Genomic DNA, 13706 nt, shown 5'->3' with positions numbered 1-13706 from the left:
TATTATTTATTTTCATGTGCCTTAAGTATATAGTTTTTCCTTGAGAGTATTCCTTTGACAGTGCTAATCTATAGACATTTTCCCTGTATAACTATATAAAATTTTAAAAAGTTAACATTTTAAAATTTTACATAGTTAACTTTTTCTATGATTATATAGTTATCTTTTTAAATATATAAAAAGTTATATATTACCTATTTACTCATTCATTAAAGCCAAGATTTACTATATCATTCTTATCTACATCTTCAGCATTTAACTCTACATAAATATTCCATTCTGCCATGTCTGTAGTACCAAGTTCAGGAACCTTTCTTTCAATGACTATGGTGATTTCATCGCTATCCTTAACCACCTTTTTTACCTTATGTCTCACAGAGCCACTAGACTCATCTAATGTGATAACTATTAAAGCTTTCTTAGTAAAAAACTCATCATTATACTTACTTAACTTTACATCATTATTTTCACTTACATAACATAGCTTACTAACAGTAAGTCCTTTTACCTTTGCTTCATGTTCCTTTAAATCTTCTTTAGACTTACAAATAGTAATAATAGGATATTCTTTACTAGAATTATAGTATGGTGATCTTTCATAACTAGCTTTAAATTCTAGTTCCCTTGCAAAAACACTTGGATTTTTAACAATTTTATCTTTAGTTTTTTCTTCTGAATTTAATAAATTCTCTTCATTATCCTGATTACTTGAATCTATTACTCCAGTAGTATCTTCTTTACCATTTTCATTGTCATTTGCATTATTGCATCCTAAAAAAGCTAAGGCTATGACAAAAATCAAAATACCACATAAAGATTTTAATTTAGCTTTTTTCATAACTAGACCTCCTTATTTATCAAATTACTTTTTATTGACTCATTTTATCTATTAAATCATTAAAATATTTTAAAATCTCATTAAGCTAATTGCTATATAATCTAATCTTAATTATGTTCTAAAGCCTAACATCTATATCATAAGAACTATTCTTTATTTGCATGCGTTAATTTATACTAAAAAGCTAGAGTATCTAGAGTATTATGCTTTTCTAATATCATACCTACTCATTTAATTCATGACACTATTTACATCTTCGTATCGTTTATCATAAATTTAATATTGTTTAAAATATAATAAATAATGTTTAGGGTAATATATTTATTGACAAACAATAAAGCTTCTTCTATAATAAAGTTAAAACAAAAAAGAAAGTAGAGGTCAATAAAAATGGAAAAAACTATTGGATCAAAAATACTAAATATACTTGTAGTCTTAGGAATTTCACTTACTCTTTTAGGTCTTTTAGGTACTCCTTTAATAACAACAGCTTTTTTTAAAAGTGCATTTTCACAACCAGATAGTCCTTTAATAATAGTTATTGTAAGTTGTATATATTTATGTGCAATTCCTTATGTAATAGCCTTACTAAAACTTAAAAAACTTTGCAAATTAATTGGAGAAAATGATTTGTTCTCAATAGATGCCACTAAATCATTAAGAACAATTTCTATATGTGCTTTTAGTGAAATAATCCTATTTAACGGGTGTTCAGCTTATCTTATATATGTTCATGATATGTTTTTATATGCACTATCTATTGCCCCAATGATAATAGTAACATTTATTTCTTTAGTTATAGGATTTTTAGCCTTAGTTTCTGCACATTTCTTAGAACAAACTACAAATAGCTAAAGTTAAAATGGTATAATTCTAAAAATACACCTTAATAAAATATAAAGGTGTATTTTTATCACTAAATCTATTCTTACAATTCATACTTTTTAAGTAGATTTTTAATACCTTCAGTGGCATCTAACAGTGGTGAAATTGATTTATCATAATTTAAATAATCAATGATTCTGGCAAGGAATTCTGACATATCCACCTCTATGAACCATGGCTTCTCTTTAATTTCTTCTGGTACATAGGTTAAATTAGTGGAGTATACCTTATTAATTATTCCATCTTCATAGAGCTTTTGAAATTTCGCCGCTCCTTCTGTGAAAAGTGAAAATGTAATAGCTAAATAAATATTCTTAGCCTTTTTCTTTTTTAACTCCATCGCAATTTCAATAATAGATTCTCCTGAGGCTATCATATCATCCACAATTAAAATGTTTTGATTTTCGATAGAACGTCCTAGGTATTCATGTTGAACAATAGGATTTTTACCATTAACAATTCTTGAGTGATCTCTTCTCTTATAAAAAAGCCCGATATCTAAACCTAACACATTTGAATAATAAATTGCCCTATTCATAGCCCCAGTGTCTGGGCTAATAACTAACATTTTAGACCTATCAATAAGTAAGTCCTTCTCTTTTTTAATGAAATTTTTTACTATTTCATAGGTTGGATAGAGATTTGTAAAAGATATTAAAGGTATCGCATTTTGTATTGTAGGGTCATGAGCATCAAAGGTTAGTATTTCTTGTACACCTAAACGTTGTAGCTCCTGTAATGCAATTGCACAATCTAAAGATTCCCTTCCATTTCTTCTATGTTGCCTTGCTGAATAAAGTAGCGGCATAACTAAGGTAACTCTTCTGGCTCCCCCTGCAATGGCAGAGACAACCCTTTTTATATCTTGAAAATGTTCATCTGGACCCATATGATTTTCAAAGCCGAACATTTCATAAGTGCAACTATGGTTTCCTACATCAGCTAGTATATAGATATCCTTTCCCCTTACACTCTCTGTAATTTTTACTTTTCCCTCTCCATTAGCAAATCTTATCTCTTCAATAGGAATAAAAAATGAGGGAACATTCTTTAAATTTAATATATCATCATTATGGTTACAGTTTGATCTTCTTGTTAGAATATGATTAACAATTTTTTCGCCTAAATCTTTACAACCTTTTAAAGCTATAATACCAAGCTGACCATAGGCAATACTATTTGGCTCTACTGTTTCCAAAAGAATACCTCCTTTACCTTAAATCTATCATTATATTTCCATAATTTATTCTTTCATATTATAGTATGGATTATTCAATAGAAAAATAAAGGATACTTACCTTATTTTATAGCTAAATATCCTTTATTAATATATTATATTCTATTATGCTTTAAACTTTACTGCTGTCCCATAACATATAACCTCTGAAGTCCCATTCATTATAGAGCTTGTTGCATATCTTATATTTACTACTGCATCAGCACCCATAGCCTCCGCTTCGTCAGCCATACGCTTTGTAGATATTGCTCTAGCTTCATTCATCATTTCTGTATATCCTTTTATTTCTCCACCTACAACGGTTTTAAGTCCACTAAGAATATCCTTACCTATATTTTTAGACCATACTACTGACCCTTTAACCATCCCTAACATTTCTAATTCTTTTCCTGTAATGTAATTAGTATTTACTAATATCATTTTCATCTCCTCCTTTTATTTCCTTTATTCTTTCTATCATATTATAAATAATTGCTCCTCCTATGCCTAATGCAATTAAAAGCAAAATAATTGGCAATATTCTTATGCCATCTGCTGAAGTAAAGAATATTGCGGTTCCAAAATAAAAAACTGCAAAAAGGAGCATTAATACTGTTATTAATATAGTAAGTATAATTTTGCCCATTTTTTATCATCTCCCTAAAAATATTCTATATATAAGTTTTAATAAAGTTTATACATTAAATTTGTTTACAATCCTAGATTAACTAGGGAGTACGAATAAATTTTACTTATCAGAACCTATATATTAATTATTTCATTTTATTTATATTATCATACTGTATTTATTAATACAATGTTAATAAATATAATGCATATCATTTTAATAGTAATGCCTATAAATACATAGTTATATTAGATTTTAAAACAGATATATTGATTTTAGTGTCCATTATTTCTTATTAATTTCACTTTACATATATTTAATATCTTCACTTTGTCTGTATACCTGTATACAGATTTATTTTTAATATAAGTGTATAATTTAAAAAATTAATATAATTTTATGGAGGAAGGATAATAATGATTAAACTAATTGGTATTATAATCGTCATCATAGGGTTTTCGTTAAAACTGGATACTATTGCTGTAGTTCTTTCTGCGGGAGTTTTAACAGGACTTGTTGCTAATTTAAGTATTAATGAAATATTAACTATTATAGGAAAAACTTTTGTATCTCAAAGAGCTATTACATTATTCATATTAACTTTACCTGTAATTGGTATATGTGAAAGATATGGACTTAAGGAAAGAGCCGCAACGCTTATAAGTAACGCTAAGTCTCTTTCTGCTGGAAGGCTTCTCAGTGTATACGCTCTAGTTAGACAAGTTGCAGCTGCCCTTTCTATTAGAATGAGTGGACATCCTCAATTTGTTAGACCACTAGTTAATCCTATGGCACAAGGTGCTGCAGCTAGTAACTTTGGAAAAATTGATAAGGAAGATGAAGATAAAATCAAAGCTTCTGCTGCTGCTATGGACAACTTTGGTAACTTCTTTGGGCAAAACTTATTCATGGCTAGTTCCGGAGTTCTTTTAATAACTAGTACTCTTCAAGAGCAAGGCTATATAGTAGATGCCCTTGATGTAGCTAAAGCTTCCATCCCAATAGCTGTAATACTGTTTATAATGGTAGTAGTACAAAATCATATGTTAGATAAATCATTAATTAAAAAATATTCTAAAAAAAATAACTAAAGGAGGAATCGTTTATGGATATTGCAACACTATCAAATTTTTTATTGGAAATCTTTTATGCCTTAGTGGGCTTCCTGATGATTTCCCTAGCAGTTTATGCATTTACAAATAAAGAGCACAAAGCTAGAATTGGAACTTCAATATTCTGGTCAATTCTAGGTATTATCTTCATAGCTGGGCCATATATTCCAGCCAATATAGTTGGTGCTTTAATTATAGTTTTAGGTTGTTTAACTGTCTCTAAGCAAGTTAAAATGCTACCTGCAAAGCCTCTTGATGGGGAATTTGCTAAAAAACAATCCGAAAAGCTTAAGAATAAAGTTTTCTTACCACCTCTAGTAATTGCAATTGTAGCTTTAGTGATAGCTCAATTTACTCCTATCAGTGGAACAGCTGCTATTGGTATCTCTGCTATTGTAGCTACTATAGTAACTTTAATGATCACAAAAGCTAGTCCAAAGTTTATTGTAGAAGATGGAGTTAGAATGCTTGATTCCGTTGGAGCTGTAAGTATATTACCTCAGCTTCTAACAGCTCTAGGTTCTCTATTTACAGCTGCTGGAGTTGGAACTGTTATTTCTAATGGTATCTCAAGCTTTATACCTGAAGGAAATATATTAATCGGAGTAGCTGCTTACTGCATAGGTATGGCTATCTTCACAATGATTATGGGAAATGCCTTCGCTGCCTTTGCTGTTATTACTGCTGGTATTGGTATACCTTTTGTATTCGCACAAGGTGCTAATCCAGTAATGGCAGGAGCACTAGCTCTTACTGCGGGATATTGTGGAACATTAATGTCACCAATGGGTGCTAACTTTAATATAATGCCTGCAGCTCTTTTAGAAATAGAGGATAAAAATGCAATAATTAAACGTCAATTTCCTGTGGCTATGACATTATTAATAGTTCACATAGCTTTAATGTATTTCTTAGCATTTTAGAATTTAGTATGAGGTTATAATTAAAGGAGGTGAACTTTAATGGAGCTGTAGCTTCATTAAAGATATAGATGAAAGTTTTAATAACTGGTTTTGATCCATTTGGTGGAGAACCTATAAATCCAGCTTTAGAAGCAGTTAAATTACTTCCAGATAATATTTCTGGAGCAGAAGTTATAAAAGTAGAAATTCCTACTGTGTTTAATAAATCTATAGTAGCTCTTGAAAAGTCTATTGAAGAGCATAAACCAGATGCAGTTATCTGTATCGGCCAAGCTGGTGGAAGATTTTCAGTAATGCCAGAGAGGGTTGCTATTAATATAGATGACGCAAGAATTAAAGATAACGAAGGAAATCAGCCAATAGATATAAGAATTAAAGAGGATGGTAAAAATGCTTATTTCTCTAACTTACCTATAAAGGCTATGGTTAAAAACATGATAGACAATGGCTTCCCGGCTGCAGTTTCTAATACTGCTGGAACCTTTGTTTGTAATCACATAATGTATGGACTACTTTATCTTATAGATAAAAAGTATTCTAATATGAAGGGTGGATTTATTCACGTTCCATATATACCAAACCAAGTGATTGCAAAACCAAATACACCTTATATGAATCTTAAGGATATTTCGAAATGTCTTGAACTTTGTATAGAAGCATTAGTTAATAATGCTGATGAAGATATTAAAACTATAGGAGGTACAATCTGCTAATGATACACCCAACGGAAGAGAAAAAAGTATTTGTATATGGTAGCTTAAGAGAAGGCTTCTTTAACTATGATAAATACTTAAAAAATAAAGTATCACCTGCTTCTCTTGGAGAAGTAAAAGGAAAGCTCTTTCATCTTTCACATAAAGGATATCCTGCTCTACTCGAAGGAGAAGATACTATTATTGGAGAAATTATGGAAATAAAGGATTTCTATGAAAATATAGTTTCTTTAGATGAAATGGAAGGATATTTATCCTTTGAAGATGCATCAAATAATGAGTATATAAGAACTATTATGGATGTTAAAAACCTTCATACCAATACTATGGAAAGCTGCTATGTATACAAATATGTAGAGTTTAATGATAAAGACTTTAATCACCATGCAGTTCGTATTCCTCATGGTGATTGGAAAAAATATATGAATAGCTTATAATAATTTAAATAAAAAAATCTATCATTTATTTGATAGATTTTTTTATTATGATAAACTAAAAGTATATTTAATTTTATTAACATAACATCTTCAATAACCATAATATATAAAATAGTAATTAATTATATTAAGGTGAGTTTATGTGTTGTGGCCTAAGTCCCGAAGAATTAGTTTTAGCTGCTGCTATACTATCCATATATATAGCTAAAGATAGAACCACTGATGAACTTAATGTTTTAGGAAATCTTTTGGTAGGTATAGGTACAAACCTCTTAATCGTTGCTGCTGCTAATCCACAAAGCGAATCTACCACTAACTCTGGAAATAATAACAGTGAATCTACCACTAACCCTGGAAATAATGATAGTGAATAAAATTTCACTTCAAAATAATTTCTAATAACATAATAATATAAATAGTTATTTTAGGCCTTATCCTAGTTTATTTTATTGTAATTTGGTATAAAATATTAGCTATTATATTATATTGCAAAGGATGATTTAATATATGTATGAAGAATACTTTAATCACATTTCACAAGAGAAAATGAGAAACTTTTTTTTAGAGAAACTTGCCCCTCTTGGAATTGTAAAGCACTATAAAAAAAATGAACATATAGATTACTTTCCTGGCTCTAAGCTTTCCATAGTCACTGAAGGAAAAGTAAAAGTTTGTATCTACACTAAAAAGGGACTTGAAAAAATTTTATTTTTTTTAAGTCCAGGAGAAATATATGGTGAGGAAAGCCTATTTTACTCTCATATAGATATTACTCCAGTTACTCTAGAAGATACGACAGTTTCATTTATAGATAATGAAACTTTGGAAAATTATTTGAAAGATAATCCCAAGGATTATGAGTATTTTCTTCAAAGTATTTTAAGAAAATATCAAATTTCTTTATTTCAAATGAGCGACCTTTTAAAACGCTCACCAAGAGCCCAAATCTGCTCTGCTCTTTGTAGAATAGCTATTCAAAACATGGAAGAATCCTCAAATTCTAATAACCCAATTGAATTATCTTTTCCTCTTACCCATGAATCACTAGGAAACTTAATTGGATGCTCTAGAGTTACTGTTACCAGGGTTATCAATGAATTAAAGTCAAAAGGTATATTATCTAGTACTAATAAAAAGATTATTATTTTAGATTTTGAAAGATTAAAAAAGTATTGCGACTAATTTATAGTAATATTGCTAAAGGTTTAAACAGTGAATCAGCTATGGCCTATTTTGCTTTTATAATAAAGTAAATACTTTAGATAAGAAATTTAGTAAAAACTCAATTGAATAAGTAACCTTTGGCTTATGCTAGCAGATTAAATTTCCAATTAATGTATCAAATAAAAGAACAGTCTTAAAGTCGTTAACTTTATAACTATTATTTAAGGCTTAAATATTTTAAGACTGTTCTTTTTTATTAGTTATCTTCTCTTAAAAGATTAATATCTTTTCCACTTAAAATCTTATTCATATTTCTCATTGAGCACATCTTTCCACACATAGTGCAGCTATCTTCGTGATGGGGTGTAGATTCTTTTCTATATCTTCTTGGTTTTTCATCATCTAACGCTAAGGTGAACATTTTTTCCCAGTTAAGCTCTTGTCTTGCTTTACTCATTTCATTATCCCACTGTCTTGCACCTTTAATTCCTTTTGCAATATCCGCTGCATGAGCTGCTATCTTAGTTGCTACTATACCTTCCTTCATGTCATCCAGATTAGGAAGCCTTAAATGCTCTGCTGGAGTTACATAACATAAGAAATCTGCTCCATAGGTTGCTGCGATAGCTCCACCAATGGCAGAGGTTATATGATCATAACCTGGTGCTACGTCTGTAACTAGAGGCCCTAAAACGTAGAATGGTGCTCCGTGGCAAAGTCTTTTTTGAAGTAACATATTGGCTTCAATTTCATTTATAGCCATGTGTCCTGGTCCTTCAATTATAACTTGTACATTTCTATCCCATGCTCTTTTAGTAAGCTCTCCAATCACCATAAGTTCCTTAATTTGTGAAGCATCCGTAGCATCATCTATACAGCCTGGTCTACATGCATCTCCTAAACTTAAAGTTAAATCGTACTTTTCACATATATCTAAAAGTCTATCAAAATACTCGTAAAATGGATTTTCTCTTTGATTTAGCTCCATCCATGCAAATAAGAGAGAGCCACCTCTTGAAACTATGTTAGTAAGCCTTTTATTTCTTTTAAAAGTATTTATAGTTTCTCTATTTAACCCAGCATGGATAGTTACAAAGTCTACTCCATCCTGTGCATGTTTTTCTACTACTCTAAAAAATTCATCTACAGATATATCCTTTAGCTCCTTATCATAAAATCCAACTACATCATACATTGGAACTGTTCCAATCATAGCTGTAGAGATCTCTAGTAGATTTTCTCTAAATTTTGCAGTTTTTCCATAGTTAGAAAGGTCCATTATAGCTTCTGCCTTCATATCTAAAGCAACTCTCACCTTTTCCATTTCCCTTTCAAGGTCATCACAATCCTTAGATATACCTAAATTTACATTTATTTTAGTCTTAAGGCCTTGTCCTACTCCCTGTGGTACAAGAGATTTATGGTTTTTATTAGCTGGTATAGCTACCTTTCCTTCTGCCACCAAAGCTCTTAATGCCTGAATATCCATATTTTCAGCCTTAGCTACTATCTCCATCTCTCTTGTTATGATGCCCTTCTTAGCAGCATCCATTTGTGTTGTAAAACTCATGTTTTTTCCTCCCTTAGTACAATAATTATTTAATTTAATAATTTAGTGCCTTTCATTAGGAAAATAATTGCTTATGTTTTTACTTATAGAAGCTTTTATTTAGACTTGCAAAAAAATAAAGGCTTACATCAAGTAAGCCCTTTCATCGAATTTAAAAAATAAATATTTATAAAAATTTTTATAAACAATATACTATTAAAATCTTCTTAAAGCTTTCCTTCGATGGCATTATCCACATCAGGTTCAAGGGTTAAAGCAATTATTGCTTCTCTCAGCATTTAGGCACCCCTAGCTAAACAATTATTAAATTAACTTTATTATAACATAAAAACTATAATTTTAAAATTTACTTTTCTTTCATAGTTTTACATGTTTTAAATGGCAAATTTTTAGTAACATATTTTCTTATTTCTAAGGATAAACTAAGGTCGAGTTTTCTTAAGTCTTTATTTTTCAATAGGTTATCCTTATTCCTGTTTTTCTCATTAAATTTATCTGATGTCTATCCACTGTAATATCCGCATCCTTTTTCAAGATGCGATATATCAGTAAAGCGGATTCGAGATAAATTAGGCTAAACTTTAGTTGGAGATTTAACTTATTCTGAAACTAAGTTTCACTTAATTAATACTTAAAAATTATTAATTAAATACTTTAAAAGGACGGTGTATTACAATGAAAAAATCTTTAATTATGCTAACACTAGTTGGTACCATCATGGCTTCTTCTACTGTAGCCTTTGGATATGATAATGTAACAGTAGACCCTACTTCAGAAACCATAACTACTATAGAGACTCCAGCAGAAAAATCTAAGGAAGCAAAACCGACTGAGGAAAAGAAACCAACTATGACTGAGGAAGATAAGACAAAAAAATCTAACGAAAATAAGCAAACTAACTCTCCAGAGGAAAATGCTCCTAAGCAGGAGGAAAAAGCTCCTAAACACGAGGAAAATGCTCCTAAGCAGGAGAAAAAAGCTCCTAAACACGAGGAAAACGCTCCTAAGCAGGAGGAAAAAGCTCCCAAACACGAAGAAAACGCTCCTAAGCAGGAGGAAAACGCTCCTAAACACGAGGAAAACGCTCCTAAGCAGGAGGAAAACGCTCCTGGTAAACATATGAAAAAACCAGAGAATAAAACTAAAGAAAAGAAAGCTCAATAATTAAGTATAAATTTTATTTAAACTTAATTTTAATATAGGTTATGTTTTAACATTTATATTACTTCTATATAAATAAAGGAGTTGAACTCATTCTAGTTCAACTCCTTTATAAATTTTACTTCTGTGATACTTTCTTTGCTTCTATATCTCTTTGAATTTTGCTAAAGAACTTATAGGTAGTTAAAGATAACATCATTCCAAAAGCAATAGCTCCTCCACCTATAATAGTCTTCATTGCATTGCTATAAGCGAGATCATAGTTTTGATCAACTATATATATAACTGTATTATATGCCATAACTCCTGGCACTAGAGGAAATATACCCGGTATAGAAAATTGCATACTTGGAGACTTTAATTTCCTTGCCATTACTTCACTATAAACTCCTACTACAAATGCTCCCATAAAAGTAGAAATAGTTATACTTCCTCCATAATTGAACACTATTAGATATGTCGTCCAGGCAAGTGTACCTGAAACCCCTGCCCAAATTAGTTTTTTTCTATCTATATTAAATAATATGGCTGGAAATACACTTCCCAAAAACGCCAGAATAATTTGTTTTATCATACTATAGCCTCCCATCTTCGCTCAAACATATTTTCTTTAAAACATTCCTACAAAATTTCTAAAGGCTAAAGCAGTACCAATACCTGAGCCCATGGCTGTTACAATCAGAACAGCCTCTCCGACCTTTGAAATACCAGATGTAAAATCTCCATAGATTATATCTTTTATTCCATTGGTAAGTGCTACTCCAGGTAGTAGCACCATTATTGAACCTAAAATAACATTATCCTTTTTTATTATTGGTATAATACTTTCAAATAGAATACTTATACCTCCTATAAGGAATCCTGAAAAAAAGAAAATAAAGAACTGAAAAAATCCTATGTTAGATACTTTATCTACCATATAGTAAATTATCATACCTAGAATAGTAGAAATAAAGGCATCAAAAATTGTTCCATTAAAGAATAAAGAATAAATAAAACAAGTCATTCCACCAGCTAATACCCTAACAGGCAAGGTAAAAGTAGGGGTTTTCCTTATGGCATTTAATCTCTCCATTGCTTCGTCGTAGGAAATCTTTTCTACTTCAATACTTCGAGAAAAGCTATTTATTAGCTCTATACTATATAAATCAACGCTCTTACTTCTAACCTTTTTTAATGATGTAACCTTTTCTTGCTCCTCATCTAAAATAGATATAAAAATCCCCTTTCCTGTAGTAATACATTCGCTTTTGTAATTATAAGCTTTACATATCCTTTCAATAGTTTCCTCTACTCTATAGGATTCTGATCCATTAATTATAAGTAGTTCCCCTGCTGAAAGAGCTATATCTAAAACCTGTTTTGCTTTCATTATAAACACCTCTTATTTTTTCATATGCCTTATGAATGTGAATTCTATCCATTAACTATAATTTCTTCTCATATTTTTAATATTAAATATTTGCAATGGTAATTATATCATCTTTTTTATATTTGTCTATTAGTTAATTATATATTAGATGAATTTATATTTAATATATAATTAAATTATTCCCAATATTAATCTACTAATATGATTCTTATTTATAAATTTCTGCATAAATATAGAGGATGACTTTAAATTATCAAGGCCTAACTTATAAAAGTTTTGATAATACTAATCCTTAACATGTCATATATGTATGATATGTTAATACAAAAAGGGACTGTTGCACTAAATAAAATGCAATAGTCCCTTTAATTCGCTTTTTAAGAAGTTGTGAATTTTGGAAATAAATATTATTTACGTATCTTTATTATCTAATTAAACAAATCTATATGAGAAACAGTTATATTATCATTAGCACTTATGCTTATATTAAAATTACCACTCGCATTTGCTCCGATAATTCTAACATTATATTTTCCATCTTTAGGTGTTGTAAAATTTATATTTCCATTGTCTTCTAACTCATTTTTTTTTTGCTATAATATTATATTCTGAGTCTAAAATCACAATGTAAAATTTACCTTCACTAATTTTTGTATTGTCATTAATACTTATCTTATTACCTTTATTAGATGTGAACTGCATTAAAGACCATTTACCATCAAATTTTTTAAAGTCAAAACTTTCACTATTTTCATCACTTTTCTCATTTTCAAGATAGTAAAAACTTCTTTCAGATTCATTACTGCTTGATAAATAATTATTTGAATCAATATTAGAAAAATAATCTTTATATAACACTGTCCCTACTCCTGCAACTATTATGACTATTAAGCAAATGATAATTAAATTACTTCTTTTTTTCATTTTTCTAATTCCTCATTTCTAAAATATAGATATATCATGTTAATTATAACATTAATTTCAATAATATGTATATTTATAAACAAATATTGGCTCTCTTTATAATGGAATAACCTATAATCATACATTTATTAAGTTTACGTGTATCTTGAAGCCTTTCGACTCCACCATTTCTGTAATTACTACACCATCTTATAGCAGATGATTTAACTCTTTTAGCTCCCAAAGTATTTATATCAAATCCCAACTCTTCGAATATTTCTCTTGGAAACTTACCAGTACTATTCTGCTAAATAAAATATCGCTTAAACTCATCCGTATATGTAATTGATTTATAAGGTACATTTTTTTACATATTTATTTGAATATAAAATTTTAGCCTCTAAATCAGTAAATATTTTATTGCTCATATTATCATCTCTAAAAGTCATGTGTTCATTATATTATATATAAAATACCCTACAAAATAGACTTTTTTAAAACTGTCTATTCTATAGGGTACATTTTACAACTTAATTTGAATTAGTTCTTAAAACTATTTTAATAAGCTTTAGGTGGAGCAAAACTGTATTCTAAACTAAAAACTCTATTTATTTTTTATTTACTATTAGGCACATGAAAATAAATAATAGACCAAAGATTCGAAGTATATTTGTCACGAGACAAGGAGTTAAAATCCTGTCATAGTGGTCCTATGACAGGATTTTAACGACGCAGTATTCATGGCAAATAGGCAAGAAAACTGATCTATTATTTATTTGATAGT

The 13706-nt window shown here is 29.5% G+C and carries 15 protein-coding genes, 2 pseudogenes and 1 riboswitch; of the genes and pseudogenes, 8 read left to right on the top strand and 9 right to left on the bottom strand.

Annotated features, from left to right (window positions below; all coding sequences use genetic code 11):
• Positions 1–202: 202 nt before the first annotated feature.
• Positions 203–838, bottom strand: a complete 636-nt coding sequence (locus tag B3W71_RS14605) for a hypothetical protein (RefSeq protein WP_346889667.1) — start codon at positions 836–838, stop codon at positions 203–205.
• 390 nt (positions 839–1228) lie between these two features.
• Between B3W71_RS14605 and B3W71_RS14600 the strand changes: the two genes are divergently transcribed.
• The gene (locus B3W71_RS14600; RefSeq protein ID WP_346889666.1) at positions 1229–1693 is read left to right on the top strand and encodes a DUF2975 domain-containing protein; all 465 of its coding nucleotides are present in this window, start codon (positions 1229–1231) and stop codon (positions 1691–1693) included.
• Between the two features lie 73 nt (positions 1694–1766).
• Here B3W71_RS14600 and B3W71_RS14595 read toward each other — a convergent pair whose 3' ends face one another.
• From B3W71_RS14595 to B3W71_RS14585, 3 genes are all read right to left on the bottom strand, one after another.
• Positions 1767–2921, bottom strand: coding sequence for a ribose-phosphate pyrophosphokinase (locus B3W71_RS14595; protein WP_346889665.1), 1155 nt, complete (start codon positions 2919–2921; stop codon positions 1767–1769).
• 144 nt (positions 2922–3065) lie between these two features.
• The gene (locus B3W71_RS14590) at positions 3066–3380 is read right to left on the bottom strand and encodes a YbjQ family protein (protein ID WP_346889664.1); all 315 of its coding nucleotides are present in this window, start codon (positions 3378–3380) and stop codon (positions 3066–3068) included.
• Positions 3361–3585: a hypothetical protein gene (locus tag B3W71_RS14585; RefSeq protein WP_346889663.1), complete on the bottom strand. Its 225-nt coding sequence runs from the start codon at positions 3583–3585 to the stop codon at positions 3361–3363. The genes B3W71_RS14590 and B3W71_RS14585 overlap by 20 nt, the downstream gene beginning before the upstream one ends.
• 401 nt (positions 3586–3986) lie before the next feature.
• Here B3W71_RS14585 and B3W71_RS14580 point away from each other — a divergent pair, with 401 nt between their 5' ends.
• From B3W71_RS14580 to B3W71_RS14555, 6 genes are all read left to right on the top strand, one after another.
• A complete protein-coding gene (locus tag B3W71_RS14580; RefSeq protein WP_346889739.1) occupies positions 3987–4658 on the top strand; it encodes a DUF969 domain-containing protein in 672 nt (223 codons plus the stop codon).
• Between the two features lie 14 nt (positions 4659–4672).
• Positions 4673–5602 carry a DUF979 domain-containing protein gene (locus tag B3W71_RS14575; RefSeq protein ID WP_346889662.1) on the top strand — a complete coding sequence of 310 codons (930 nt, stop codon included), beginning with the start codon at positions 4673–4675 and terminating at the stop codon, positions 5600–5602.
• A 68-nt stretch (positions 5603–5670) separates the two neighbouring features.
• Positions 5671–6315 carry a pyroglutamyl-peptidase I gene (gene pcp, locus B3W71_RS14570; RefSeq protein ID WP_346889661.1) on the top strand — a complete coding sequence of 215 codons (645 nt, stop codon included), beginning with the start codon at positions 5671–5673 and terminating at the stop codon, positions 6313–6315.
• Complete coding sequence (locus B3W71_RS14565; RefSeq protein WP_346889660.1) at positions 6315–6752, top strand: gamma-glutamylcyclotransferase family protein; 438 nt, start codon at positions 6315–6317, stop codon at positions 6750–6752. Before pcp ends, B3W71_RS14565 begins: the two co-directional genes overlap by 1 nt.
• 140 nt (positions 6753–6892) lie before the next feature.
• Entirely contained in the window at positions 6893–7126 is a 234-nt protein-coding gene (locus B3W71_RS14560; protein WP_346889659.1) for a hypothetical protein, read from the top strand.
• A gap of 133 nt (positions 7127–7259) precedes the next feature.
• Positions 7260–7934 (top strand): Crp/Fnr family transcriptional regulator, encoded by a 675-nt coding sequence (locus B3W71_RS14555; protein ID WP_346889658.1) that lies wholly within the window; start codon positions 7260–7262, stop codon positions 7932–7934.
• Positions 7935–8172: 238 nt separating this feature from the next.
• Here B3W71_RS14555 and thiC read toward each other — a convergent pair whose 3' ends face one another.
• On the bottom strand, positions 8173–9486 hold the full coding sequence (thiC, locus tag B3W71_RS14550; protein ID WP_346889657.1) for a phosphomethylpyrimidine synthase ThiC: 1314 nt from the start codon (positions 9484–9486) through the stop codon (positions 8173–8175).
• Between the two features lie 197 nt (positions 9487–9683).
• Positions 9684–9786: riboswitch (TPP riboswitch) on the bottom strand.
• 375 nt (positions 9787–10161) lie between these two features.
• Here thiC and B3W71_RS14545 point away from each other — a divergent pair.
• Positions 10162–10650: a hypothetical protein gene (locus B3W71_RS14545; RefSeq protein ID WP_346889656.1), complete on the top strand. Its 489-nt coding sequence runs from the start codon at positions 10162–10164 to the stop codon at positions 10648–10650.
• Between the two features lie 115 nt (positions 10651–10765).
• Here B3W71_RS14545 and B3W71_RS14540 read toward each other — a convergent pair whose 3' ends face one another.
• The 4 genes and pseudogenes from B3W71_RS14540 to B3W71_RS14525 form a co-directional block, all read right to left on the bottom strand.
• Positions 10766–11221 carry a threonine/serine exporter family protein gene (locus tag B3W71_RS14540; protein ID WP_346889655.1) on the bottom strand — a complete coding sequence of 152 codons (456 nt, stop codon included), beginning with the start codon at positions 11219–11221 and terminating at the stop codon, positions 10766–10768.
• A gap of 36 nt (positions 11222–11257) precedes the next feature.
• The gene (locus B3W71_RS14535; protein WP_346889654.1) at positions 11258–12019 is read right to left on the bottom strand and encodes a threonine/serine exporter family protein; all 762 of its coding nucleotides are present in this window, start codon (positions 12017–12019) and stop codon (positions 11258–11260) included.
• Positions 12020–12447: 428 nt separating this feature from the next.
• Positions 12448–12943, bottom strand: a pseudogene (locus tag B3W71_RS14530) (hypothetical protein).
• A 127-nt stretch (positions 12944–13070) separates the two neighbouring features.
• Positions 13071–13350, bottom strand: a pseudogene (locus B3W71_RS14525) (HTH domain-containing protein); the annotation flags it as partial.
• Positions 13351–13706 lie beyond the last annotated feature (356 nt).

It is taken from the genome of Clostridium sp. UBA1056 (genome assembly GCA_002316385.1).
Classification (GTDB): domain Bacteria; phylum Bacillota; class Clostridia; order Clostridiales; family Clostridiaceae; genus Clostridium_J.
This window is presented reverse-complemented; position numbering and strand designations above follow the sequence as displayed.